Origin of the sequence: Winogradskyella sp. HaHa_3_26 (assembly GCF_019278425.1) — a bacterium.
Lineage (GTDB): Bacteria > Bacteroidota > Bacteroidia > Flavobacteriales > Flavobacteriaceae > Winogradskyella > Winogradskyella undariae.
The window spans coordinates 1,859,635-1,883,164 of sequence record NZ_CP058981.1 but is presented as its reverse complement, the minus strand read 5'-3'; the positions used below and the strand labels follow the sequence as shown (position 1 = coordinate 1,883,164).

General features: G+C 29.6%; 21 protein-coding genes and 1 tRNA gene. 9 read left to right on the top strand and 13 right to left on the bottom strand.

Going from position 1 to position 23,530, the window contains the following annotated elements; all coding sequences use genetic code 11:
* The first annotated feature begins 99 nt into the window (after positions 1 to 99).
* Both folB and H0I32_RS08115 read left to right on the top strand, forming a co-directional pair.
* Positions 100 to 462 carry a dihydroneopterin aldolase gene (gene folB / locus H0I32_RS08120; protein WP_179314172.1) on the top strand — a complete coding sequence of 121 codons (363 nt, stop codon included), beginning with the start codon at positions 100 to 102 and terminating at the stop codon, positions 460 to 462.
* 81 nt (positions 463 to 543) lie between these two features.
* Positions 544 to 614 (top strand) — tRNA-Cys (locus tag H0I32_RS08115).
* Positions 615 to 676: 62 nt separating this feature from the next.
* On the opposite strand, the gene H0I32_RS08110 is transcribed toward H0I32_RS08115, so the two are convergent.
* Genes H0I32_RS08110 through rnr form a run of 6 tightly spaced genes read right to left on the bottom strand, consistent with a single transcriptional unit; the run spans position 677 to position 5,479 of the window.
* A complete protein-coding gene (locus tag H0I32_RS08110; RefSeq protein WP_173587627.1) occupies positions 677 to 1,213 on the bottom strand; it encodes a GldL-related protein in 537 nt (178 codons plus the stop codon).
* Positions 1,214 to 1,226: 13 nt separating this feature from the next.
* Complete coding sequence (locus H0I32_RS08105) at positions 1,227 to 1,907, bottom strand: LysE family translocator (RefSeq protein WP_179314173.1); 681 nt, start codon at positions 1,905 to 1,907, stop codon at positions 1,227 to 1,229.
* 44 nt (positions 1,908 to 1,951) lie between these two features.
* Complete coding sequence (locus H0I32_RS08100; RefSeq protein ID WP_173587625.1) at positions 1,952 to 2,623, bottom strand: head GIN domain-containing protein; 672 nt, start codon at positions 2,621 to 2,623, stop codon at positions 1,952 to 1,954.
* A gap of 9 nt (positions 2,624 to 2,632) precedes the next feature.
* Positions 2,633 to 2,869 carry a hypothetical protein gene (locus H0I32_RS08095; RefSeq protein ID WP_173587624.1) on the bottom strand — a complete coding sequence of 79 codons (237 nt, stop codon included), beginning with the start codon at positions 2,867 to 2,869 and terminating at the stop codon, positions 2,633 to 2,635.
* Positions 2,869 to 3,168 (bottom strand): YbjQ family protein, encoded by a 300-nt coding sequence (locus H0I32_RS08090; protein WP_173587623.1) that lies wholly within the window; start codon positions 3,166 to 3,168, stop codon positions 2,869 to 2,871. The genes H0I32_RS08095 and H0I32_RS08090 overlap by 1 nt, the downstream gene beginning before the upstream one ends.
* 55 nt (positions 3,169 to 3,223) lie before the next feature.
* Positions 3,224 to 5,479 (bottom strand): ribonuclease R, encoded by a 2,256-nt coding sequence (rnr, locus tag H0I32_RS08085; protein ID WP_179314174.1) that lies wholly within the window; start codon positions 5,477 to 5,479, stop codon positions 3,224 to 3,226.
* 1,125 nt (positions 5,480 to 6,604) lie between these two features.
* On the opposite strand from rnr, the gene rpiB reads away from it, so the two are divergent.
* The 3 genes from rpiB to H0I32_RS08070 are packed head-to-tail and all read left to right on the top strand — an operon-like array spanning position 6,605 to position 8,418.
* Positions 6,605 to 7,039, top strand: coding sequence for a ribose 5-phosphate isomerase B (gene rpiB / locus H0I32_RS08080; protein WP_173587621.1), 435 nt, complete (start codon positions 6,605 to 6,607; stop codon positions 7,037 to 7,039).
* A gap of 24 nt (positions 7,040 to 7,063) precedes the next feature.
* The gene (locus H0I32_RS08075; protein WP_173587620.1) at positions 7,064 to 7,975 is read left to right on the top strand and encodes a cation diffusion facilitator family transporter; all 912 of its coding nucleotides are present in this window, start codon (positions 7,064 to 7,066) and stop codon (positions 7,973 to 7,975) included.
* The gene (locus tag H0I32_RS08070; RefSeq protein WP_179314175.1) at positions 7,975 to 8,418 is read left to right on the top strand and encodes a GNAT family N-acetyltransferase; all 444 of its coding nucleotides are present in this window, start codon (positions 7,975 to 7,977) and stop codon (positions 8,416 to 8,418) included. Before H0I32_RS08075 ends, H0I32_RS08070 begins: the two co-directional genes overlap by 1 nt.
* On the opposite strand, the gene H0I32_RS08065 is transcribed toward H0I32_RS08070, so the two are convergent.
* From H0I32_RS08065 to rnpA, 3 genes are all read right to left on the bottom strand, one after another.
* Entirely contained in the window at positions 8,419 to 9,261 is an 843-nt protein-coding gene (locus H0I32_RS08065; RefSeq protein WP_179314176.1) for an OmpA family protein, read from the bottom strand.
* A 61-nt stretch (positions 9,262 to 9,322) separates the two neighbouring features.
* Positions 9,323 to 10,957, bottom strand: coding sequence for a S41 family peptidase (locus H0I32_RS08060; protein ID WP_179314177.1), 1,635 nt, complete (start codon positions 10,955 to 10,957; stop codon positions 9,323 to 9,325).
* A complete protein-coding gene (gene rnpA, locus H0I32_RS08055) occupies positions 10,954 to 11,364 on the bottom strand; it encodes a ribonuclease P protein component (RefSeq protein WP_179314178.1) in 411 nt (136 codons plus the stop codon). Before rnpA ends, H0I32_RS08060 begins: the two co-directional genes overlap by 4 nt.
* A gap of 172 nt (positions 11,365 to 11,536) precedes the next feature.
* Here rnpA and H0I32_RS08050 point away from each other — a divergent pair, with 172 nt between their 5' ends.
* Positions 11,537 to 13,531: a DUF3352 domain-containing protein gene (locus H0I32_RS08050; protein WP_179314179.1), complete on the top strand. Its 1,995-nt coding sequence runs from the start codon at positions 11,537 to 11,539 to the stop codon at positions 13,529 to 13,531.
* 77 nt (positions 13,532 to 13,608) lie between these two features.
* On the opposite strand, the gene H0I32_RS08045 is transcribed toward H0I32_RS08050, so the two are convergent.
* The 3 genes from H0I32_RS08045 to H0I32_RS08035 all read right to left on the bottom strand — a co-directional run bounded on the left by H0I32_RS08045 (position 13,609) and on the right by H0I32_RS08035 (position 18,086).
* On the bottom strand, positions 13,609 to 15,411 hold the full coding sequence (locus H0I32_RS08045; RefSeq protein WP_179314180.1) for a M1 family metallopeptidase: 1,803 nt from the start codon (positions 15,409 to 15,411) through the stop codon (positions 13,609 to 13,611).
* Between the two features lie 181 nt (positions 15,412 to 15,592).
* On the bottom strand, positions 15,593 to 17,200 hold the full coding sequence (locus tag H0I32_RS08040) for a S8 family peptidase (protein WP_179314181.1): 1,608 nt from the start codon (positions 17,198 to 17,200) through the stop codon (positions 15,593 to 15,595).
* A 25-nt stretch (positions 17,201 to 17,225) separates the two neighbouring features.
* Positions 17,226 to 18,086 (bottom strand): MBL fold metallo-hydrolase, encoded by an 861-nt coding sequence (locus H0I32_RS08035; RefSeq protein WP_179314182.1) that lies wholly within the window; start codon positions 18,084 to 18,086, stop codon positions 17,226 to 17,228.
* Between the two features lie 156 nt (positions 18,087 to 18,242).
* Here H0I32_RS08035 and H0I32_RS08030 point away from each other — a divergent pair, with 156 nt between their 5' ends.
* Both H0I32_RS08030 and H0I32_RS08025 read left to right on the top strand, forming a co-directional pair.
* On the top strand, positions 18,243 to 18,605 hold the full coding sequence (locus tag H0I32_RS08030; protein WP_218841355.1) for a DUF202 domain-containing protein: 363 nt from the start codon (positions 18,243 to 18,245) through the stop codon (positions 18,603 to 18,605).
* 110 nt (positions 18,606 to 18,715) lie between these two features.
* Positions 18,716 to 20,620, top strand: coding sequence for a cation:proton antiporter (locus tag H0I32_RS08025; protein WP_173587611.1), 1,905 nt, complete (start codon positions 18,716 to 18,718; stop codon positions 20,618 to 20,620).
* 144 nt (positions 20,621 to 20,764) lie between these two features.
* Here the strand turns inward: H0I32_RS08025 and H0I32_RS08020 are convergent, their stop codons facing one another.
* A complete protein-coding gene (locus tag H0I32_RS08020) occupies positions 20,765 to 21,625 on the bottom strand; it encodes a T9SS type A sorting domain-containing protein (RefSeq protein ID WP_179314183.1) in 861 nt (286 codons plus the stop codon).
* Between the two features lie 1,584 nt (positions 21,626 to 23,209).
* Between H0I32_RS08020 and H0I32_RS08015 the strand changes: the two genes are divergently transcribed.
* Complete coding sequence (locus H0I32_RS08015) at positions 23,210 to 23,488, top strand: hypothetical protein (RefSeq protein WP_173587609.1); 279 nt, start codon at positions 23,210 to 23,212, stop codon at positions 23,486 to 23,488.
* Positions 23,489 to 23,530: the final 42 nt, after the last annotated feature.

Below are 23,530 nucleotides of genomic sequence, written 5' to 3'. Positions count from 1 at the left end.
AAATATCACATCAACTACGTGCAGTAACAAGTTACAATTATCTGAATTAAAATTCTATTAGAAATTCACTATAAATAAACTTAGTATTATTTTTGCAGTATGGGAATGATAAAAGTTGAAAATATAAGAGTCTTCGCTAACCATGGTTGCTTAAAAGAAGAAACCGCAATTGGAAGTGATTATAAAGTAGATATTGAAGTTAAAGCTAATTTGCAAAAATCAGCGGTATCTGATGAATTAAGTGATACTGTAGATTATGTTTTACTAAATAAAATTGTAAGAGAAGAAATGGCTATTCCTTCTAAGCTTTTAGAAACGGTTGCTAAACGTATTTTGAACCGTGTTTTTGTTGAAGAATCATTAATTACTAAGGCTACAGTAACGGTAAGTAAAATTAATCCTCCGATAGGTGGTGATGTTGAGATGGTTAGTATAAAAATGAGTCAGAAAAGAAAAAAGTAAAGCTATTTAGGCAATACCATATATAATTTTTATATTTGCGCTCTCAATAAATAATTGAGAATCCTATTTACAAAAATATAGGGTGTCGTGGCCGAGCGGCTAGGCAGTGGTCTGCAACACCATCTACAGCGGTTCGAATCCGCTCGACACCTCAAAAAGCCTCTAAGTTTTCTTAGAGGCTTTTTTATGTTTAAATTATAATTTTTTTGAGAAATTATGCTTTTTCTAACTGGCTTCTATCTATTAAAAAATAATCTAAAAATAGTAAGATATTAAGACTCAGAATTCCTAAAACAAACAGTAAAGATCCATAAGGCCAATGTTGAATTTTAAATAGCAGACCGAAAAAGACCATAAAAGCAGTTAATGCTATTAAAATTTTATAAAATACTTTTAGAAATCTATTCTTCGTAAATTTTCTATTTTTAATATAAACTGGTCCTTCAACAATAAACCAATAAATAAAAAGAATTAATAAGAGTGTTTGAAAAAGATAAGGCACATAAAAAATATGAAAAGCACCAACCAAATAGTTAAAAACCCAAACTAAGACTAAAGCTAATTTTACATAGTCTAATAAAAATTTAATCGGTTTACTAATAAAACGAATAGTGTATAATATAGCTAATGAAATAGCAGCTATTAACATTAAGTTATTAGCAAAAGGCCAATGCATAATTTTAAATAATGCTCCGAAAATTAAAACGATAACTGAAAGACGTAATGGGAAAGTTAATATTTTAGTTTTCATACAAGTAGAATAACTATATAGAATTCACAGATTCAATCTGTTCTATTCCTTTTTCATATAAATCAGGAAATAAACCTTGACTTAGTAATATAATACCAAAGACTAGAATAACTAAAGCTACTATTTTCTTCGTCTTAAAAATACGACGTGGTGTTAATTTACTTTTTAATCTTTTAGCAGCCGCTATTTTAACAAGATCTGTTAGAAAATAAGATACAATCATTGTGGTTATAAAGACTGTAACACCGTTCTCTGAAGTTGTAATAGACGTCCCAATAACAATGAAACCTAACCAACCTAATAACACACCTATATTTATAAAATTGAGTAAGAATCCTTTTATAAAAAGCATTCCGTAATTCTTTTTAGGTAACTCTATTCTATGGTGTTCTCTAACAATACTTCTAAAAGATTTAGATGTTTTAATAAAGCTAATAAGTCCATAAATGAGCAGTAAAGCACCACCAAAAACTAAGAGTTTGGGATCGTCTTTTATTTTATCTAATAGTGAATCAGTACTTAAGAAGATAACAAAAATAAAAACGATATCTGCTAAAATAACGCCTATATCAAAAATAATAGCGCTAGTAAAGCCCTTAGTTGCACTCGTTTCTAATAAAACAAAAAAAACGGGTCCAATTGTAAAGGCTAATATAATTCCGAAGGGAATTGCTGCTAAGATATCGTCTAACATGTAAAAACTTACGGTTTTCACAAAGGTAAGAAACTCAAAGGAAACTACATGCGTTTAATTTTTCCGCCTAACATTGTACTTTCGTTAATCTCTTTAGGTTTGCCATAAATATATACACTTCCACCTGCTTTAACTTTTGCATCAACAAATTCAGTAGCATGTATAAAAGCCTCACCTCCAGCGTTAATACTCACTTCAGATTTTTCTGTAATAAATTCCTTAGCATTAAATTCTCCACCAGTAGAAATTGAGATAATTTGATTTTTAGAACTACCAGATACATTAATAATTCCGCCTGTTACAGCTTTAAAATTAGCATACGTCGTTTCTACAACTGCAGTAATCTCTGCACCTTCTTGAGTTCTTAAATCAATTTCGTATTGTTTAAGAGGTTCTTTTACAGTAACTAAAGCACCTTCATTAGCATCTATTGCATCTACAGAAACAAAATAAAGAAGCACAACAGTATCGTTACCATCGTAGCTTTCTTTAATATTCATCCTAATTTTTAGCTTTCCGTTGTTATTAACAATTTCAACATTTTTTTTATTATCTCCTGAAATGACTACTCTATTTTCGTTAGAAGCTATCATTTTAAGATTAATTAAATCGAATACCTTAACGGTAGAAAATTCACCTAATTCTTTTTCAATAGTTTCTTGAGCGTTAGTAAATAAAGTGCTTATTAAGAATATTGCTACTATTATATTTTTCATATTATTGACTTATTTTAAGGTAAATACCTTTTTACTAAAGTACCATTTTAACTGTATTTCTTCTCCAAATTGTTTTTTAACTATTCGTCTTTGAGGTGTTAAAATGATCGTTATTATAGCAGAACAAACTGCTAAAACCAATTGATTAATATCTTCAAAAATGGATTGAAGACTAAATCTCACAATGATATATACAACGGTAAAAATTAAAAAAACGTATAAACCTGCTTTATTACTTGTACTCATTAAATGGTGATTTTTACTGCCGTTCCTGTTACAGAAACCATGGCATAATTACTTCCTGTTAATTCAATTTCAACTTTTATACCAACAACAGCATCTGCATTTAATTTTGCAGCATTATTTTGTAAAACTTGAAAAGCTTCTTCTTTTACAACCTCAATACTGGTTTGTATTTTCGCATAATATTTAGACATACTAAAGCCCATAGCTATAGTTTCTTTATTAATTACAACTCCAGTTACAATACCTAAATACTTGGTAATTTTATGGCCTTCAATAGAATTTGTTGTGGTAAGAATCATGTTTAAATATTTATTTATAAGATCTTAATTTTATTGAAATGTTACAATGAAAATTTTAAACTTCTGTTTCTGCTTCTGGTTTTCCAACCATATAGAAATCTAAATGCTTTTTAACTAAATCTGCATTCTTCACTTTTACAATAACTTCATCACCTAACTGATACATGGTGTCGGTTTTACTACCAACCATAGCATATTGACCTTGATCAAATTGGTAATGGTCATCTTTCATATCTCTAACACTCACCATACCTTCACATTTATTCGAAATGATTTCGATATAAATTCCCCAATCGGTAACTCCAGAAATAACACCCAAAAATTCTTCGTTTTCATGATCTTGCATAAAACGAATTTGCATGTATTTAATAGAATCGCGTTCTGCTTTTGTTGCTAAATATTCCATGTTACTAGAATGTTTACAACGTTCTTCGTAAATCTCTTGATTTGCAGATTTTTCACCATCTAAATATTGTTGTAATAAACGGTGTGCCATAACGTCTGGGTAACGACGAATTGGTGATGTAAAGTGACTGTAATAATCGAAAGCTAAACCATAATGACCAATATTATGCGTTGTATACTCTGCTTTAGACATCGTTCTAATCGTTAACGTATCTACTAAATTTTGTTCTTTTTTACCAACAACATCCTTTAATAAATTATTTAAAGAAGAAGAAATACTCCCTTTATCTTTAAAGTTTAATTTATGACCAAAACGACCAACAACGGTTTGTAATTGTGCTAATTTAGATTCATCTGGCTCATCATGAACACGATAAACAAATGTCTTTTCTGGTTTTTGTTTTCCAACAAATTCAGAAACTTTTCTGTTAGCTAATAACATGAATTCTTCAATCATTTTATTAGCATCCTGGCTTGTTTTAAAGAAAACACCAACCGGATTTGCTTCTTCGTCTAACTGAAATTTCACTTCTACTTTATCAAAAGAAATAGCACCATCTCGCATACGAGCATTTCGCATTTTACGTGCTAATTGATTCATTTTAATTGTAGCCTGAGCAACATCAACTGAAGTTTGATATTCTTTTCCTGTTAAAGAAACTTCTGCAGGAATCGTTGTATCAATTTTATCTTTGTTCTTTAAAACTTCAACTTCATTAATATCAGCATTATTTTCAATAATAGCCTGTGCTTCTTCATATGCAAAACGCGCATCAGAATAGGTTACAGTTCTACCAAACCATTCGTTTTTAATTTCACATTTATCATTCATCTGAAACACTGCAGAAAATGTATATTTTTCTTCGTGTGGACGTAATGAACAAGCTCCGTTAGATAAAATTTCGGGTAACATTGGCACTACGCGATCAACTAAGTAAATAGACGTTGCACGCTCGTAAGCTTCATCATCTAAAACGGTTCCTGGCTGTAAATAGTGAGAAACATCTGCAATATGGATTCCGATCTCGTATAAGCCATTATCTAGAACTTTAAAGGATAGTGCATCATCAAAATCTTTTGCATCCTTAGGATCTATGGTAAAGGTTAAATCTTTACGCATATCTCTACGCTTTGCAATTTCTTCTAGTTTAATTTCTAAATCAATAGTATTTGCATAGTCTTCAACTTCTTTAGGAAACTCTAATGGTAACCCATATTCTGCTAAAATGGAATGAATTTCTGTACTATGTTCTCCTGGTTTCCCTAAAACTTCTATAACTTTTCCGTTAGGTGAATCGGCTTTATCTGGCCATTCTTCTAAAGTTACCAATACTTTATCACCGTCTTCTGCTTTATTTATTTTGTTAATAGGTACAAAAATATCAGTATACATTTTGTTACTATCAACTACAACAAAGGCAAAATTCTTTTTATCATGAATTTGAATGGTACCAACATATTCCGTTTTTGCACGTTTTATAATGTTAGTAATTTCACCTTCTTGTTTACCTCTATGTTTTCTTTTATAGGCGTAAAATTCTACTTCATCGCCGTGTAAAGCTTTATTTATATTATTTGAAGCTATAAATGTATCGTCTTCAAAATCATCTGAAATAATATAACCGTTTCCTTTAGAGGCTACGTCTAAAATTCCCGTATGATATTCGTTATCAACAGTGGCTTTAAATTTACCACGATCTACTTCTTCAATCTCTTGTTTAGCTTTAAGTTGTTGCAATTTTTTTATTATCTGATTGCGACTACTAGCGTCATTAACACCTAATTTAGATGCAATTTGTTTGTAGTTGAAAGTTGAATTTCTATCTTTTTTTAAAATACTAAGAATTGTATTTGTAAGGTTGGAAATCTTATTATTTGAAGGTTTCCTTGATCTCTTTTTTGTCATTTAATTTGTAATCTTATTCGTTTCCTAAAAAGTGTTAGGAATTCTAAATTTTAACCCAATATAAGTAGAAGAGAAGATACTGAGTTTATTACAAAGTTAAGATATTATAATTAAATAGTGTTTAGTTAAGGTTAAATAAATGAAAAAGTGCTTTAAACAGTATTTAAAATACCTGAATATTAAAGATTAAACAAAAACAATTCTTCAATTTTAAACTTATAAAAAATAGAATAAAAGTATTCTGTTAATTTAAAAAATAGTAAATAAAGTATACTAGATACCTAAGGTTAATAAAACGTTACCAGAGGAAGTAGAAATATAACGTTAACACATTACTATAGGTTTCTATTTAGTTATTCTGTTACGTTTTTCTTGTATAAAATTTCATAGAATAAAGTCAATTAATTGATTTACAAAGCATTAAAAAATACTTTAATAAAAAATAGATTATAGAAGTTTGTATAGCTTTCTGTAAGGCTTGAGTGCTACGCTATACCTACTATAACCGATATAACACAAAACTATATTTTAAGCTTCTCTAAAGTTTAATTTCTAAAAAAACGATGTTATGAACATATATATACATATCATCTTTTTTTCTTTTAAAATTTAAAAATTAAATAGTGGTTATTATAGTCTGTTAATATGTACCATAACTTTTTGAAGTTTTATTTTGATAACTCGTAGTTTACATTTTACAACATTTTAGTTAACATTAAATTTAGATCTAAAACGTTCATTTTTAAGTAAAACTAAAAAGCTATTAACAACTGTTAATAACGAATGTTAATAGAATTAGGTGATATGTATTTTGTAAAATACTGTTCACTTCCTCTTTTTTTAGTCTGATAACTTATTTTAAAAAAAGTGCTAACTAATTAGGTTTTTAACTTCTTATTTTGGTTTGGAAAAATAACTGAATAATCCTAATTTTTGTTTTCAATAGTTGTAAACAGATATTAACAATTACTGATCATTTTATTTAGAGTTATGAACATTGTTGATGACTCCTTTTAGAAAACCTTTTTACAAACTTAAAACTTATGTATAAGTAAGCCCTTATAAGTTATGCATACTTGTAAGCAATTATTAACTTTGAGGTCTAATAACAAAACACAACGTAACATGACAATATCAATAGGAAACGATCACGCAGGTCCAGATTATAAATTTGCAATCGTAAAACATTTAGAAGCAAAAGGACATACTATTACTAATTATGGAACAGATACATTAGATAGTGTAGATTATCCTGATTTTGTACATCCTGTTGCAAAAGATGTTGAAGCTAAAAAAGTAGATTTTGGTATCCTTATATGTGGTAGTGCAAATGGTGTAGCAATGACGGCTAATAAATACCAACATGTTAGAGCTGGTGTTTGTTGGACTAACGAAATTACTGAGTTAACACGTTTACATAATAATGCTAATATTATTTGTGTACCAGCCCGTTTTACTTCAATACCTCAAGCCATAAAAATGGTAGATACTTTTTTAGAAACTAAATTTGAAGGCGGTCGTCATCAAAATAGAGTAGATAAAATTCCATTGTCATGTTAAAAAGTAGTAAAAATTGATATTAAAATGAGCCATTCGCATCAGCATTCTCATAGTCCAAAAGATTTAAGAGGGCAAAAGCTCTTATTATCAATACTCCTTAATGTAATTATTACCGTAGCTCAGGTCATTGGTGGTTTAGTTTCAGGAAGTTTATCCTTATTAAGTGATGCATTACATAATTTTAGTGATGTATTATCTTTAATAGTAAGTTATGTTGCTTCTAAATTAACCAAGAGAAAGGCATCAATTAATAGAACTTTTGGTTATAAGCGTGCCGAAATTTTAGCAGCTTTTATTAATGCTTGTACGTTAATAATTGTAGCTATTTTATTAATTATAGAAGCCGTAAAACGTTTTCAAGATCCGCATGAAGTGGAATCTGGTTTAGTTATTTGGCTTTCAATTGTTGCCATAATAGGAAATGGTTTAAGTGTTTTAATCTTAAAAAAAGATTCTAAGAATAACATAAATATGCGTTCTGCTTATTTGCATTTATTTACAGATATGTTAGCAAGTGTAGCGGTATTAGTTGGTGGATTATTAATGAAGTATTACCAAATATTTTGGGTAGATAGTTTATTAACGTTATTAATTGCATTGTATTTAATTTGGGTAGGTTACGATTTATTAAAAGTATCTACTAAAATGTTGATGTTATTTACACCAGATACTATTAATATAAAAGACGTAGTAAGAGCTGTAAATAAGCTACCAAAAGTAAGTAAGCTGCACCACGTACATATTTGGAATTTAAGTGATGACGAATTGCATTTAGAAGCACATTTAGATCTTAAACAAGATATTTCTACCACAGAGTTTAATAGTCTCCTTTCTAAGATTGAAAACTTACTTCATGAAAAATTTGATATCAATCACGTTACCATACAACCAGAGTTTAATAAAATAGATCCTAAAGAAGTAATTGTACAAGACTGATGCTGAATATTGAAATAAAAACGTTTAACGAATTATCTACACAAGAGCTTTATGCAATTCTTCAATTAAGAAGTGAAGTTTTTGTTGTTGAGCAAGATTGTGTATATCAAGATATCGATGGAAAGGATCAAAAAGCGCTTCATATTTCAGGCTATAAAGACGAAAAATTAGTCGCTTATACACGTATTTTTAAAGCAGGATATTATTTTGAAGAAACTAGTATAGGAAGAGTTTTAGTACGTTTAAACGAACGAAAATTTAAATATGGTAATACTATTATGGAAGCTTCCATTGCTGCTATAAAAACACACTACAATGAAACTCTGATTAGAATTTCTGCACAATCTTACCTAAGAAAATTTTATAACAACTTAGGCTTTAAAGAAGTTGGAGAGGAATATTTAGAAGATGGTATTCCTCATATAAATATGATTAAATCTTAATTATTTTTCTTCGTAAATACGAGTTACCAATATTTCTACACGTCTGTCTAGCTCTGGTTCACCTCCAAGTGGAAATTTTCTACGCATACCAGCAAATTTCATTCGGTAGTGTTTTACACCTTTTTCTTCTAAATAGTCATAAATATATTTAGCTCTAGCAAGAGAAAGATTACGTTTTTTTGTTTTACGATCAATAGCATCTCTTTGCCCTTGTGTACAACACACATGCCCTTCAATGGTGAAGTAAACATTGGTGCGTTCTACTAAAACTTCAGAAATTCTATCGAGGACAGCCAATGATTCTTTAGTTAAATAACTATACCCAGTTCTGAATAATAAGTTATCTAATAAAATTTTATCACCTTCTTTTAAATCTCCTTTTAATAAATCTTCTGCTTTAACTTTTGAAGGTTCTTCTTCTACAACTTCTTTTTTAGCTGGAAAAACAGGAGTAACAATGATTTCAACTTTTCGGTTTAGACCTCTAATTTTATTAAGATCATCTTCTTTAATAATATTGACTAAAATTTTACCTTTTCCATCAACATTAGTCATTTTAGACTCATCAAATTCATTATTAGAAAAGACTTCTTTTATGGCATCTGCCCTATTTTGCGATAAAACTAAGTTGTAATTATCACTACCTCTATCATCAGTAAAGCCATAAATAGTAACTTTAGCTATATCTACATCTTCAATTTTTGATAAAAAAAGGAGTAATCTACTGTGTTCTGTTTCTGGAATAACGTGTTGATCAGTTTCGAAATAAACTTCGTGTTTTAATTCTTTTTGAGCAAAAGAAAACTGAAAACACAGGCATAAAAATAGTATTAGGGGTTTCATTGATTCTAATTTTCGTATGTCCAGAAAATGTTAATAACGTTAAATATAAAAAAATTAAGTTCTATCTCAAAATGCTAGCGTACTGAGTAGGATTATTTAGAATATTTATAGCTTTTTTTATTTCTGAATTGTTAGCGGTGTAATAAGTATATAAGCCTTCACTATAAAAATAACGCTTAATAATTTCGTCTGTTAATAGTGAATTTAATTGCTTTTTATTGTTGTCTATAGCATTAGATTTATAGGCTTTTAAAGTTTTAGATAAGTTGTTATAATCAGATTCTATAACATTATTAAGACCTTCATCTTCAGCTATTAAAATAGCATTTTGTAATGCTTTTTCTGTTTTAGTTTCAAAATTAAATTCACTTGACTTTATATAATTTTTAAATTTTTTAAAGTCTGAATCTGAAAGCTCAAAGTTTTTTAAATCTTCAACTTTATGATTGTAATAATAATCGGTTGCAAAATCGAATATTAAATTTTCGTTAGATATTGCTTTTGTAATTGGTGTGTGCTTAGCAAATTCTACTTCAACATCAGGTTCTACTCCACCTCCATCAAAAACATTACGCCCATTTTTAGTTTTAAAAGCATTGTAATTTTCTTGTTTTGTACGGGTTGCATTTCCATTTTTATCACGATTCCAATAATCTAAAGCCTGAATACAGCGTCCTGATGGTGTGTAATATCTAGATATTGTAATCTTCATTTGTGTCCCATAAATTAAGGCTTTAGGACGTTGAACTAAACCTTTACCAAAACTACGTGTACCAACAACAACAGCACGATCCATATCTTGTAAAGCACCTGAAACAATCTCACTTGCAGAGGCACTTTTCCCATCTATTAAAACCACTAATGGGATTTGAGTATCTATAGCTTCATGTTGTGTATAATAAGTTTTATTATATTTTTTTACTTTCGATTTTGTGGTAACTACCAATTGATCTTTTGGAACAAAAATATTGGTAACGTTAACAGCTTCGTTTAATAAGCCGCCTGGGTTTCCTCTTAAATCTAATACTAATTTTGTTGCCCCTTGATTTTTTAAAGCTTTAATAGCTTTTATGGTTTCAGATGAAGCTTTATTATTAAATTTTCTTAGAACAACATATCCTGTTTTTTCATCGATCATAGAATAATAGGGCACCGCTTTTATTTCTAAAGATTCTCTAATAATATTTACTGTTTCTGTTTTACCTTGTCTTTTGTAAGTGACAGAAACTTCTGTACCTGCAGCACCTTGTAGTAAGTTAGCAGCATCGTCTTTAAAATCTGCTACAATAACTTTATCAACTTTTATAATTTCATCACCAGCTTTAAGTCCGGCTTTATCTGCAGCATAACCTTTGTAAGGCTCTACAATAACCAATTTATCATGTAGGGTGAGTATTTTTGCACCAATACCTGTATAATCACCTGCATTATTAATTCTAGCGGCTTCTACGTCTTGTTCGTTATAAAATTGAGTGTAAGGGTCTAAATCGTCTAACATACTTTTAATAGCTGTATCCATTAAGTCTCCAGGATTGGTATCATCAACGTAATTCATGTTGATTTCCTTAAAAAGTGTGGTGAAAATTTCGATTTGTTTCGCAATTTCAAAAAAGTCATTTTTAAAAGCTGTGGTACCAAAAAATATAAGCACAGCTATTGCAGGAATTATTATTTTTTTAGGAAGAAATTTTTTCATGTTTCAGAAGTATTAGACTCAGATTTTTCAACCAAAGGCTCATTTTGAACTAAGAATTTTTTAAATAAAGTATTGATATTCTTATTTAATTTATCAAAAGTAGTACCATCTTTACTCAGGTACAAAATCATAAACGCATAAGAATTAGAACTATTGTTAAAGTATAACGGTTTATTAAGACGATAAGCTTCGCGTAATAATCGTTTTATTTGGTTTCTAGAAACGGCTGTTTTATGTAAACGTTTGCTTACAGAAACACCAGTTTTTAATTGAGAACCATCTTCAAATTCTGTTTTAATATATACAAGTCGTAACGGATAAGCTGTAACAGCCTTTCCATTAGTAAATAGCGCTTCAATAAGCTTTTTACTTTTAAGTTTATCTTTTTGCGAGTATTTAAAAGGCATTTTAAGAAATTATGCTTTTTTTAAAGCTTTAAAAATTAATTTAACAAAGTAAGTTTAAATCTTAGCAATACTAAAGCTTTAGTCTCAAAATTTTACGAGTCATTTTTTTACCATAATATTAAGTTATTTTTGTAGTGAAGATTTATTCATTTTAATCCAAATATAACACCCAATGACAAAAAGGAAATCTCTGTTTGTTATACTCTTAGTCCTAATCAGTTTTTTATTATACTCATTTTACACTTTTTATATCGATAACAACGATAATTTAAAGTCTATATACTTAGTTCCTGAAGATGCTGTTTATATCATAGAAACCCAAGATCCTATAGATAACTGGAATGAGGTTAGTAAAAGTGATATATGGAATCACCTTAATACCAATTCTTATTTTAATGAATTAGCTGAAAGCCTTAATAAAATTGATACGATTTTTAAACAGGAAAAAAGTATTTTCGATAAAATAGGAAATAGAGAAATTTTAATATCTGCACACGTTTATAAACCTAAGAAATATGATTTTTTCTATGTTGTAGATTTACAGAAAATAGCAAAATTAAATATTTTAAAGAATCACTTAAACACATTTACCAATAGTAATTATAAGATAAGCAAACGTAAATATCATAACCAAGAGATTATAGAAGTTTATGATGTTATAAAACGCGAAACTCTACATATCAGTTTTATTAAAAACCAAATGATAGCGTCTTATGTGCATACTTTAGTCGAAGCCTCTATAGATCAGTATAAAGAACCAAAAATAGGGAGAAACCTTGATTTTATTGAAGTAGAAAAAGAAGTTGGTTATGGCGATATGTTTAGGTTGTATGTGCAGTATAAATATCTAGATGAGTATTTAAAAGTTTTTTCTAATGATTCTGGTGCCTTAACAAAAACACTAAGTAATAGTTTACATTTTAGTGGATTTAATTTTGATGTCGATGATAACACTATTACAGCAAATGGAATTACCAATTATGATGAAGCGGTAAGTTTATATTTAAAATCGCTTCAGAATTCTGGTCACAGTTCTAGAAAAATTGCAGAAATAGCACCAAAACAAACGGCACTTTATTTAAGTTTTACTTTTGATAGTTTTGAAAAATTTTACACCAATTTCGAAAATGTATTAAAAGAAAAACCAGAAGAATTTAAAAGTTATTTAGACGGTACAGAGCAAATAGAAAACTTCTTAAAAATAGATTTAAAGAAGAATTTTGTAAGTTGGGTAGATGATGAAATCGCTTTAATTCAGTTACACTCTACAGTTACTGATTCTAAAAAAGATGTTGCATTTATATTAAAAACAACAGATATCGATGATGCTAAAAAGAACTTAGATTTTATTTTAGAACAAATACGACGACGAAGTCCAGTAAAATTTAAAGAAGTCAGTTACAAAGGGCACACCATTAATTTTATGGATATTAAAGGGTTTTTCAAAATCTTATTAGGCGATTTATTTAAAGAAATTGACAAACCTTATTTTACAATTATTGATGATTATGTTGTTTTTAGTAATCATCCAAACACATTGAAGAGTATCATTACCAGTTATATTAATGATGATACACTAGCAAATTTTGAATCTTTTGAAGATTTCGATAATAATTTTGATAGCAGGTCTAATGTTTTTGCATACATCAATGCACCAAATTTATACAATAGTGCTTATAATTTTTTAGACGCTACTACAAGAAAAGAACTAAGTGCTAATAAAGATTATTTTATCTGTTTCTCTCAAATAGGGATTCAATTAAAATCAGAAGATGATCTTTTTGAAACCAAATTAGTTGTAGACTATGAGGATCCCGAAACTGTAAAAACTAAATATTCATTTACAGATTCATCGTCTAAGGTTAAGGGAAATCAAACAAAAAAAGAAGTAGAAATAACAGAAGAGACCATAAATAAAGCCACCATTTTTACTATTAAAGAAATTTTCGCTTCTGATTTAACCGCTAAGCAATTTGAAAAGAAATATTACAACGGTAAAATTAGATTTTCTGTAGAACTTAAAAACGGATTAAAACACGGAGATTACTTAGAATATTATAGTAACGGAAAGTTAAAAATTAAAGGCAGCTATAAAAGAGATCAACAAAATGGTACTTGGCGTGTCTATGATTACAATAAAGATGTGGTATTTAAAAAACGCTTTTAAACTAAAAAGTTATAAAAAAAAAGAAAAGAGCACAACCTAATGGTTGTGCTCTTTTTTTATTTAAGATTATTATGGTTTTACTCTAAAGTAAATACATTGTTTCCTCTATCAATATCTGCCATCATCTGAGAAGCATCAATCTCAACCGATTTTACGGCTTTTTTAGCATCAAAAGAGTATGTTGGCATTGCCCAGGCCCAATCATTAATAATAGTTGCTGAGGTTGGCTTTTCTCCACGCATCATTTGTAAAGGAATGTAAAAATCTTCGGTAGTTCCGTCTGTATAAGTTACAGAAAGATCTATAGGCATTGGCATTAAACCAATACGCTCTAAAGTAATTGTTTTTCCTTCCACTTTATTAACACCATAATCAATAGTATTAGTTGTTTGTGCAAAGTCTGTAAAATACCAATCTAATTCAAAATCAGTAATACGTTCTGCAGTTCTAACTACATCTAAAGGCTGTGGATGTTTAAACTTAAAATCTTCAAAGTATTTTTTAATAGTTTTATCTAAATTTTCTTCACCAATTATATAACCTAATTGTGCTAAAAGTACAGCTCCTTTACTATAAGCAGCAGCTCCATAAGCTTGGTTAAATTTATAACGATCCGAGTGAGTTGTTAAAGGTTGTTCTATACCAGAATTTGCTAAAGCAATGTAACCAGCATAGGTTCTCGCTAAAGGATTTTCACTTTTTTCATCTTTAAAAATTTGCATTGCTAAAGTAGAAATATACGTTGTAAAACCTTCGTCCATCCACTCGTGTTTAGATTCATTACTTGCTAATAAAAATTGAAACCAAGTATGTGCCAACTCATGTGCGGTAACACCCAATAAGCTACCATAACTACGTTGTCCGGTAATTAAAGTGCTCATAGCATATTCCATTCCGCCATCACCACCCTGAATAACAGAGTATTGATCATATGGATATTGACCAACAGCTTCGTTATAAAACTCCATTAATTCTGCGGTGTCTGCTTGTAATTTCTTCCAATTATCAAGATATTTTTGTTCTAAATCTTTTTTATAATAGAAGTTTAAAATTGTACCATTAGACATTTTATATGTATCGTGAATAAAATCAGGATCTGCTGCCCAAGTAAAATCGTGCACTTTTGGAGCTTTAAAATGTAGTGTTTTTAAATTCGATTTTATAACAGGTTCTCCTTGAAGATATCCGGTACCACCAACAACATAATCTTTATCGATTGTTAATTTTACATCAAAATCTCCCCAAACACCATGAAATTCTCTTCCGATGTAAGGATCAGCATGCCATCCTTCTGTATCATATTCTGCTAATTTAGGATACCATTGTGCCATAGATAAAGCAACACCTTCTTTGTTATTTCTACCAGAACGACGAATTTGAACAGGAACTTGTGCATCAAAATCCATATCAAAAGTTACTTTCTCTCCCGGTTGTATAGGTTGATCTAGTTGAACCTCTAAAACAGTACCAACAGTTTCATAAGTTATAGATGTTCCGTTTTGTTTTAAACTGTTAACTTTTATAAAACCAATTTCATTAGGTTGAAGTTTACTAATACGATCACCAACACGAGGATCTGGATCTTGAATTGTACGTGAACGTACATCCATTTCGCTACCAGGTTGAAATGCATTAAAAAATAAATGGTAATATACGCGGTTTAGTACATCTGGTGAGTTATTGGTATACACCAATTTCTGTTTTCCTTTGTACTGATAGTTGTTAACATCCATGTTAATATCCATAGAATAATCTACATGTTGTTGCCAATAGCAATTTGTAGAATTACTTGATTTTTGAATAGCATCAACAGGAGTTTTCGCTACACTACAAGACCAAAAAATTAGAATTGAAAAAAGACTAAAAATTAAATGTTTCATGAAATTTATATGTTTTAGGGTAAGCATAAAGTTTATAAACCTATAGAATTATTTTATGAAAAATTCAGAAATTAGGTTTGAAAAACTTGATTAAATAAAAAGGTTATCTGTCAGATTTTTGAAAGATAACCTTTTTAAATATAGACTTATATTAAAATTATTAATTTAATAGAAGTGCTTATTATAATTTAGAAGCCATAATTAACGCATTATAAACGTTAACAATTCTTCCTGATTTAGATAAGTCTGCAAAAGATTTAATGTTAGAGGCATCACCACCAACAACAACTTTAGTTGTTATAGCTAACCCAGAATCTAAAATCACTTGTTTAACTTGTGCAGCAGTTAATTTAGGGTAATAAGAACGAACTAAAGCTACGGCACCAGCAACAGCAGGGGAAGCCATAGAAGTTCCACTTATACTTGCATAATCGTTATCAGGAAATGTAGAATAGATAGCAGAACCAGGTGCAAAAACATCTACATTCTTCTTTCCGTAGTTAGAAAAACCAGAAACAATTTTAGAACCATATTTAGACGTTAAAGAACCGACTCTAATGTAAGTGTTAGAAATTTCTTCGAAGTTTACATTATCATCAGGAAAGTTAGTTCCTTCATCAACGTTTTTACTATCATTACCTGCAGCATGTACAAATACAACATCATTATCAGAAGCATATTTAATAGCATCTCTTACCCATTCTGCATGTGGAGAAAAAGATTTACCAAAACTTCCATTGATTACTTTTGCACCATTATCTACAGCATATCTAATAGCTAAAGCTACATCTTTATCATATTCATCACCATTTGGTACTGCTCTAACAGACATAATTTCTACGTTGTTTGCTACACCATTGGCTCCTAAACCGTTGTTACGTTCTGCAGCAATAATACCTGCAACGTGTGTACCATGAGATTCACCTTCTTTTATAGGTTTTACATTTGCGTTACCATAACCTGGATTATCAGCTAAATCATCTGGGTTATCTCCAGTTGTTCTTCCTTTAAATTCCAAATTGTAGTTGGTGTTTAAACGCTCAGCTAAACCATCTAATGCTCCTTTTATTTCCTCTTTTGCAGCTTGCACACTTTCTAATCCAAAACTATTCATCTGAGCAGCTACTGATTTATGTTGTAGTAAAGTCTCATCTGTAGTTTCTAATGCTTTAACCTGATCATTAGTATAATCTTCTGTTCCAAAATGCTTTGTAAATGCAGCATCAGCATCTTGTAATGCTTTATAAATTTGCTCATAACGTATTTTAGTAGGAGATAATTTAGCTATTCCTGCTTCTAATTCCGTTTTAGCTTCAGCAAATTGAGGATTGTTTGTGTTACCTGAAGCAACTATTCTAGTCATTTCTAATTGTTCATCGTATGCATCTCCTAAGAAATTCCAACCATGAATATCATCTACATAACCATTTTTATCATCGTCAATTCCGTTGTTAGGAATTTCATCTTCATTAGTCCAAAGTACATTTCTTAAATCTTCATGATCGATATCAATACCAGAATCGATAACAGCAACGATAACTTTAGTTCCTTTTTTATCTTTAATAATTTCAGTATAAGCTTTATCAACACTCATTCCAGGAATGGTATCTTTTACAAGGTCTAAATGTCCCCAATGTTTCTTTTCAGTATCAGTTAATTCAGTAACTTTTAAAGGTGAAGAATCAATATTTTCTATTGGAGTAGAAAGAATTTCTGATGTGCTACCACAACCTAGAAATAAGGTTCCAACAAGACTTAAGTATGCTAAAGGTTTGTAATTAAATTTCATTAGTTTTTTTTTATTGTTTTTTTGTTTAGATAAATAATTCGTTTGTAGTAAAAGTTTCATTAAGCCTTACACCTTTTTCAGTATGTTTAACGGTTATAATTTCGTTATGAGCGTCGTGTTCTAAAAAGAGATAAAAATTATTGTCTGCAGCCATATTTAAAAATAACTCTTTTTCATCGAGAGTTAATAAAGGTCTTGTATCATAACCCATTACAAAAGGCATAGGTAAATGGCCAACGGTTGGCAATAAATCTGCCATAAAACAAATGGTTTTTCCTTTGTATTGTAGCATCGGAATCATTTGTTTGTCGGTATGTCCGTCAGCAAAGAATAGATCGAAACCTAAAGCTGAATTTTTAAGAATTTTATCTTCAGGAAGACCGGTAAATTTTAATTGGCCGCTTTCTTCCATAGGTAGAATGTTTTCTTTTAAAAACGAAGCACGTTCTCTTCTATTGGGTTCAGTAGCCCATTTCCAATGGTCTTTATTACTCCAATAATGTGCGTTTTTAAAGGCTGTTTCGTAACCTGTTCGGTCTTTATTCCATTGTACACTTCCACCACAATGATCAAAATGAAGATGCGTCATAAAAACGTCGGTAATATCATCACGATGAAATCCATGAGCGGCTAATGATTTATCAATGGTATCATCTCCCCAGAGGTAATAATAGCCAAAAAATTTATCATTTTGTTTGTCCCCCATTCCGGTATCGACTAAGATCAGTCGATCTCCATCTTCTATTAATAAACATCGCGCAGCGATATCTATCATATTATTGTTATCAGCGGGGTTTGTACGCTGCCATATAGGTTTTGGTACGACACCAAACATGGCACCGCCATCGAGTTTAAAGTTTCCAGCTTGTATAGGATATAATTGCATTATATAATATTTAGAGATAGACTCCGCAAATTACTAAATCCGTGAAACTTTATCGACGAAAGGATAATTTATTAGTGGTTATTTAACAATTTAATCCTACATATTTTAAACTCACTTTAAAAATAATTACATTTAGATGTATAAAATGAATTAGCAATGAAAAAAATATCAAAATCACCTTTAAAAATAAAGAAGATTAAGCTTTTACGTTTTGGGCGTGATTTTAAGCCAGATCAACAGGTTATTTTGCGAGATTATTTAGCTATAGAGCGTACTCGTTTGGCTAATGAGCGTACGCTTTTATCTTACGTCCGTTCTTCTCTATATTTATTATTAGGGGCTATTGCTTTGTTTGAGCTTAAAGAGTTTTCAAATTTTCAATACTTAGCACTAACAGCTATTATATTTAGTATCTTATTTTTTATTATCGGTATTTATAGGTTTACGTTATTAAAGAAGAGCTTAAAACGGGTTTATTATAAATCTGAAGAAAAAGATCCAAATGCTGTTGAAAGTTAGATATACATTAGGTTTTATAAGTAAATTTAATATATAAATCTTTGTTATATCCCATAACTTAAAGGCTTATATAAAATTAGAATTTAGTATTTTCACACAAAAAGAAATAAATGTTAGAATTAGCAGGAATTATTATCCTTGGCATATTAGCACAATGGGTAGCTTGGAAATTTAAGATTCCAGCGATTTTACCTTTAATACTTATTGGATTATTGGTTGGCCCTATTGCTGCAGAATTTTTAAGTGAAGATGGTACTAAATGGATTGAACCGATTTATAATCCACTATTAGATCAATATGGAAAACCTATTTTAGATGAGTTTGGAAAGCTAATTCCGGGTAAAGGTTTGTTTCCTGGTGATAGTTTATACTACTTTGTATCACTTGCGATAAGTATTATTTTATTTGAAGGAGGACTGACGCTTAAACGATCTGAAATAAAAAATGTAGGTCCCGTTATAACAAAATTGATAACTGTAGGTTCTGCAATTACATTTTTTGGATCTGGTATGGTTGCACATTATGTTTTTGGATTAAGTTTAGATTTATCTTTCTTATTTGCCGGACTTATTATTGTTACTGGCCCAACCGTAATTACACCTATTTTACGTAATATTCCTCTTAAAACAGACGTGTCAGCGGTTTTAAAATGGGAAGGAATTCTTATTGACCCAATTGGAGCTTTAGTAGCCGTTTTGGTGTTCGAGTTTATAAGTGTTGGCGGTGATAGTGGTTTTACTAAAACTGCGCTTATAGAATTTGGTAAAATTGTATTATTTGGTACAACCTTTGGGTTCACTTTTGCACATGCTTTAGCTTTTGCTATAAATAAGAAATTGATTCCGCATTACTTATTAAATGTGGTTTCATTATCTACTGTATTATTGGTTTTTGTTGAGTCTGAATTGTTTGCACATGAATCGGGTTTATTAGCCGTAGTAGTGATGGGAATGGTGTTAGGGAATAGTAAACTAGAAAACTTAAAAGAACTGCTTTATTTTAAAGAATCTTTAAGTGTATTGTTAATCTCAATTTTATTTATTCTTCTAGCAGCAAATATTAATATTTCAGATTTACTTTTACTTTATACATGGAAAACAGCAATACTTTTTGCTATTGTAGTTTTTGTTATTAGACCATTAGCTGTTTTTGTAAGTACTAAAGGTTCAAAATTAAACTTTAGAGAAAAATTGTTTATAAGTTGGGTTGGTCCCCGTGGTATTGTTGCTGCAGGTATTGCTTCTCTTTTTGGAAGTAAACTAATGAGACAAGGTGTTGAAGGTGCAGAATACATTACACCTTTGGTATTTATGATTGTTTTAGGAACCGTTTTATTAAATGCTACCACTGCTCGTTTATTTGCGAGATTGGTTGGTGTGTTTTTAACAAAATCTAACGGTATTTTAATTATCGGTGCTTCTAAATTACCACGATTATTAGGACATTATTTAGTGAATAACGGACGTCATGTAGTGCTTATAGATAGCAATCAAAATAATATAAATAAAGCTCAAGAATTAGGTTTAGATGCTTTGAGTAGTAATATTTATTCAGATACACTATCAGATAATATTGAGTTAAATGATGTGGGTTATATTATGGCAATGACAGGGAATTCTGATATAAATTCTTATGTTATTGAAAAGTTTGGTAAAGAATTTGGTGAAAATGGTTCGTATCGTTTGGTGACTTCAGATGAAATGAATAATCCTGAAAATAGCCCTAAAGAAGGCTTGTTTTCTCCTACTGATGACTATATTAATCTAATGGAAGTAACTCGTAAATATCCAGCAATACAAGAAGTGAATATTGATGATTCGGAGCATTATGCTAGTCTTATAGAATTAGCAAGTAAAGATCAGTTTGTAATTCCTTTATTTTTAAAAGATGATGAAGGTGAACTTCATATAATATCTGTATACGATACTAAAGCAGAAGATATAGGTGAAGGTTTTAAATTGGTGTATTTAGGAAAACCTTTTGATGTTGAAAAGGTTGTAAAAGAAGAAGTATAATTTTTAGGAAGTAAACTCTAAATTATTAGTCGTTTTTAAGTTGATGTAATATGTCTTAATTATTATAACTTTAAATAAAAAAAAGCAGTTATTTCTTTTTGAAATAACTGCTTTTAATTTTAGATAAACAGACTTAAGAAAGTCTTATTTTTTAATAAACTTACTTGTGTGCGTATAACCTTTATCATCTGTTAATTTAACGATATAAGTTCCTGCTGCTAAAGCTGAAGTGTGAATAGTAGATCCGCTATATTCTACGTCTATTTTTCTTCCTATTAATGTAAATAATTGCACTTCTGATAATTGTACATTTTTCACATAAAGATCATCTGTTGTAGGGTTTGGATATAAATCAAATCCTTCAGAGATTGTTAAGTCTGTTGTAGATAGCGTTTCATCTGCTATCACTAAATTATCAATAAAAACATTTGTAGCATTAGTAGTTATATCGCTTTCAAAGGCATAAAATGCAACCTGCACATTATCCACAAAATAAGAGTTGTCAGATAATTCTATTGAGAATGATTCTCCTCCTTCTGCTATAATAGTATTACTATCATATAAGGCTAAAGATGTAAATGTGTCTCCTCCATCTTTAGAAATAAGTAATCTAATTTCATCTCCTTCATTAAGTGCTTGAAATGTACTTTCATTATTTATAGAAAAAGCCATGTCCCACTCAATAAAATAACTACCTGATGCAGGTGTAGCTGATAAATCTATTAAAGGTGTAGTTAACCAATCAAGTTTTGCATCATTTGTCATGTTAATTCTAATAGCATCAGATGTTGATTCATTATTAAAAGTATCTGCAGCCCATGCTCCACCAGTAGTATTTGAACTTCCATTAGCATAATTATCATCATTATCTCTAAACTGATCCCAGTCTCCTAAAGAAAATGAATTTGCAACACCAGAAACACCTGTAAAGTCTTCCGAAAACACTTGACCGTTTATTACATTAAATGCAAAAAAAACCAATAAAAATTGTAAAATTCTAATCATAATTATATATTTTAAGTTAATATTAACACAAATATATTAAAAGATTGCATAAAAACAAGTTGTATAGAAGTTATGTTAATTTTTTTTAAATTATATATTTTAATATATAGATTACAGGTTTCAAAATGCAAAAAAAGTTATTTTACAGAACCTTAAAGGAATGACTGTAGTATTGTTTAATATTATCATTCAACTTTAAAATAATTAGACACACTTTCTAAGTTTTTTCTACAAAAACGGTTTAATTAGTTGAATAAATTATTCTATTATTAGTGGTGTTTTATTTTTAATCTAAAATGACAAAAGATGGAATTATTTTTTAATAAACTTACCTGTGTAAGTATATCCTTCTTTATTTTTTAATTCAACAATGTAAACACATTTACTTCATAAAATTCTAAATCTTTCCCATATAGATTATCTGCTGTATTCCTTTAGCAATGGTTATATCTATTGTAGAAAGAGTTTAACTATCTGTTACTACAAAATTATCTATATATACATTTGTAACATTAGCATTGATATCGCTTTCATATGCATAAAAAGTAAACTGCATAACGCTTAAAAAATATGAGTTATCAATACTACGGAGAATATTTCTCCTAACTCTGCTATAGTACTATCAAATAAAGCTAAAGAAGTAAATGTTGTTCCTCCATCTGTACAGATAAGTAATCTAATTTTATCTCCTGAATTAAGTGTTTTAAAAGTAGATTCATTATTTGGATTAGAGGCTATACTCTATTGTTGGATTAACCACTCACGCTTTACACTGTTTGCCATGTTAATTATCATGGTTGTGGTTCCATCATTGAGAAAACCATCTGTGGCCATGCACCACCATCATCTACAGAATAACCATCTTCATAAGAGTCGTTGGTGTCTCTTGTTTCATTTTCAGCCAACTAAGGAAAAGTTGTTCGCTATGCCAGAAGCACTTAAAAAGTCTTCAAAAAATGCTTGTCCATTCATTAAAATAAATTAAAAAATAACCAAGCAACATTGTAAAATTCTACTCATAATTTTCCATATTAACATATTGGGTTGAGTTTAATATTATAATATGTTATTAGTATTTGTTGAATTTGAATTGTTTACTCACGAGGTCTGGTTTATTAGTGGTTTTGGTGTTAGAAAACTGTAACCTTGAAAAATTTAGAAAATAATTTGGAGAAAACGGTTTGTGTTTATTAGTACTTCAGTTAAGATGAGTTTTCCGGAAAAGAGACAGAAAGAAGGTTTATTCTCTCCTACGGATGATTTTTCAATTTAATAGAAGTAACACGTAAATATCCTGTAATGCAAGAAATAGAAGATGTAGCCTATTATGAAAACCTTATGAAAAAGGCAAGTAAAGATAAATATTGGAATCCTTTGTTAAAAAAAATGATGAAGGAGAGCTTCCTTGTTATTTTCATTTTAATAATTTTTATATTAAATAGCTGTTTTTTTAGTATTTTATATCATTTATTGTAGGTGATTACCAATTTTGATTGTACCGTTCGTCTAAAAAAAATTATTTTATTTTGTTTTTATCATAAAAAGTGCATATTTGTTAAAAATCTTAACAAAAATCAATTTATTATGAAAAAAATTATTTTATCTTTTGCAGTAATCGCAGCTATCGGTTTTACATCTTGTTCAAGTGATGATGACAGTAGCGATGGAGGAAGTGATTCTGCTTGTCAAACATGTGATTTAGAAATATTTGGATTCGCTACCTCTACAGAATATTGTGATAATGGAGATGGTACTTATACTTATACTACTGAAGGTCAATCGGTTACTGAGGATCTTCCTGAAGGAACTTCTTTTGACGATATTATTTCTGCATATGAAGCAGCAGGAGCTACTTGTAACTAAGAAATAGTTATTATTGTATAAAAAAAAACAGAAGCTAATTGC

Excerpts from the sequence above, each read along its gene's own strand:
- H0I32_RS08090 (WP_173587623.1), bottom strand. The coding sequence starts at position 3,168 with ATGATTCTTACCACAACAAATTCTATTGAAGGCCATAAAATTACCAAG.
- folB (WP_179314172.1), top strand. The coding sequence starts at position 100 with ATGGGAATGATAAAAGTTGAAAATATAAGAGTCTTCGCTAACCATGGT.
- H0I32_RS08070 (WP_179314175.1), top strand. The coding sequence starts at position 7,975 with ATGCTGAATATTGAAATAAAAACGTTTAACGAATTATCTACACAAGAG.
- rnr (WP_179314174.1), bottom strand. The coding sequence starts at position 5,479 with ATGACAAAAAAGAGATCAAGGAAACCTTCAAATAATAAGATTTCCAAC.
- H0I32_RS08060 (WP_179314177.1), bottom strand. The coding sequence starts at position 10,957 with ATGAAAAAATTTCTTCCTAAAAAAATAATAATTCCTGCAATAGCTGTG.
- rnpA (WP_179314178.1), bottom strand. The coding sequence starts at position 11,364 with ATGCCTTTTAAATACTCGCAAAAAGATAAACTTAAAAGTAAAAAGCTT.
- H0I32_RS08110 (WP_173587627.1), bottom strand. The coding sequence starts at position 1,213 with ATGAAAACTAAAATATTAACTTTCCCATTACGTCTTTCAGTTATCGTT.
- H0I32_RS08105 (WP_179314173.1), bottom strand. The coding sequence starts at position 1,907 with ATGTTAGACGATATCTTAGCAGCAATTCCCTTCGGAATTATATTAGCC.
- H0I32_RS08065 (WP_179314176.1), bottom strand. The coding sequence starts at position 9,261 with ATGAAACCCCTAATACTATTTTTATGCCTGTGTTTTCAGTTTTCTTTT.
- H0I32_RS08040 (WP_179314181.1), bottom strand. The coding sequence starts at position 17,200 with ATGAAATTTAATTACAAACCTTTAGCATACTTAAGTCTTGTTGGAACC.
- H0I32_RS08045 (WP_179314180.1), bottom strand. The coding sequence starts at position 15,411 with ATGAAACATTTAATTTTTAGTCTTTTTTCAATTCTAATTTTTTGGTCT.
- H0I32_RS08020 (WP_179314183.1), bottom strand. The coding sequence starts at position 21,625 with ATGATTAGAATTTTACAATTTTTATTGGTTTTTTTTGCATTTAATGTA.
- rpiB (WP_173587621.1), top strand. The coding sequence starts at position 6,605 with ATGACAATATCAATAGGAAACGATCACGCAGGTCCAGATTATAAATTT.
- H0I32_RS08030 (WP_218841355.1), top strand. The coding sequence starts at position 18,243 with ATGAAAAAAATATCAAAATCACCTTTAAAAATAAAGAAGATTAAGCTT.
- H0I32_RS08035 (WP_179314182.1), bottom strand. The coding sequence starts at position 18,086 with ATGCAATTATATCCTATACAAGCTGGAAACTTTAAACTCGATGGCGGT.
- H0I32_RS08015 (WP_173587609.1), top strand. The coding sequence starts at position 23,210 with ATGAAAAAAATTATTTTATCTTTTGCAGTAATCGCAGCTATCGGTTTT.
- H0I32_RS08075 (WP_173587620.1), top strand. The coding sequence starts at position 7,064 with ATGAGCCATTCGCATCAGCATTCTCATAGTCCAAAAGATTTAAGAGGG.
- H0I32_RS08100 (WP_173587625.1), bottom strand. The coding sequence starts at position 2,623 with ATGAAAAATATAATAGTAGCAATATTCTTAATAAGCACTTTATTTACT.
- H0I32_RS08050 (WP_179314179.1), top strand. The coding sequence starts at position 11,537 with ATGACAAAAAGGAAATCTCTGTTTGTTATACTCTTAGTCCTAATCAGT.
- H0I32_RS08095 (WP_173587624.1), bottom strand. The coding sequence starts at position 2,869 with ATGAGTACAAGTAATAAAGCAGGTTTATACGTTTTTTTAATTTTTACC.
- H0I32_RS08025 (WP_173587611.1), top strand. The coding sequence starts at position 18,716 with ATGTTAGAATTAGCAGGAATTATTATCCTTGGCATATTAGCACAATGG.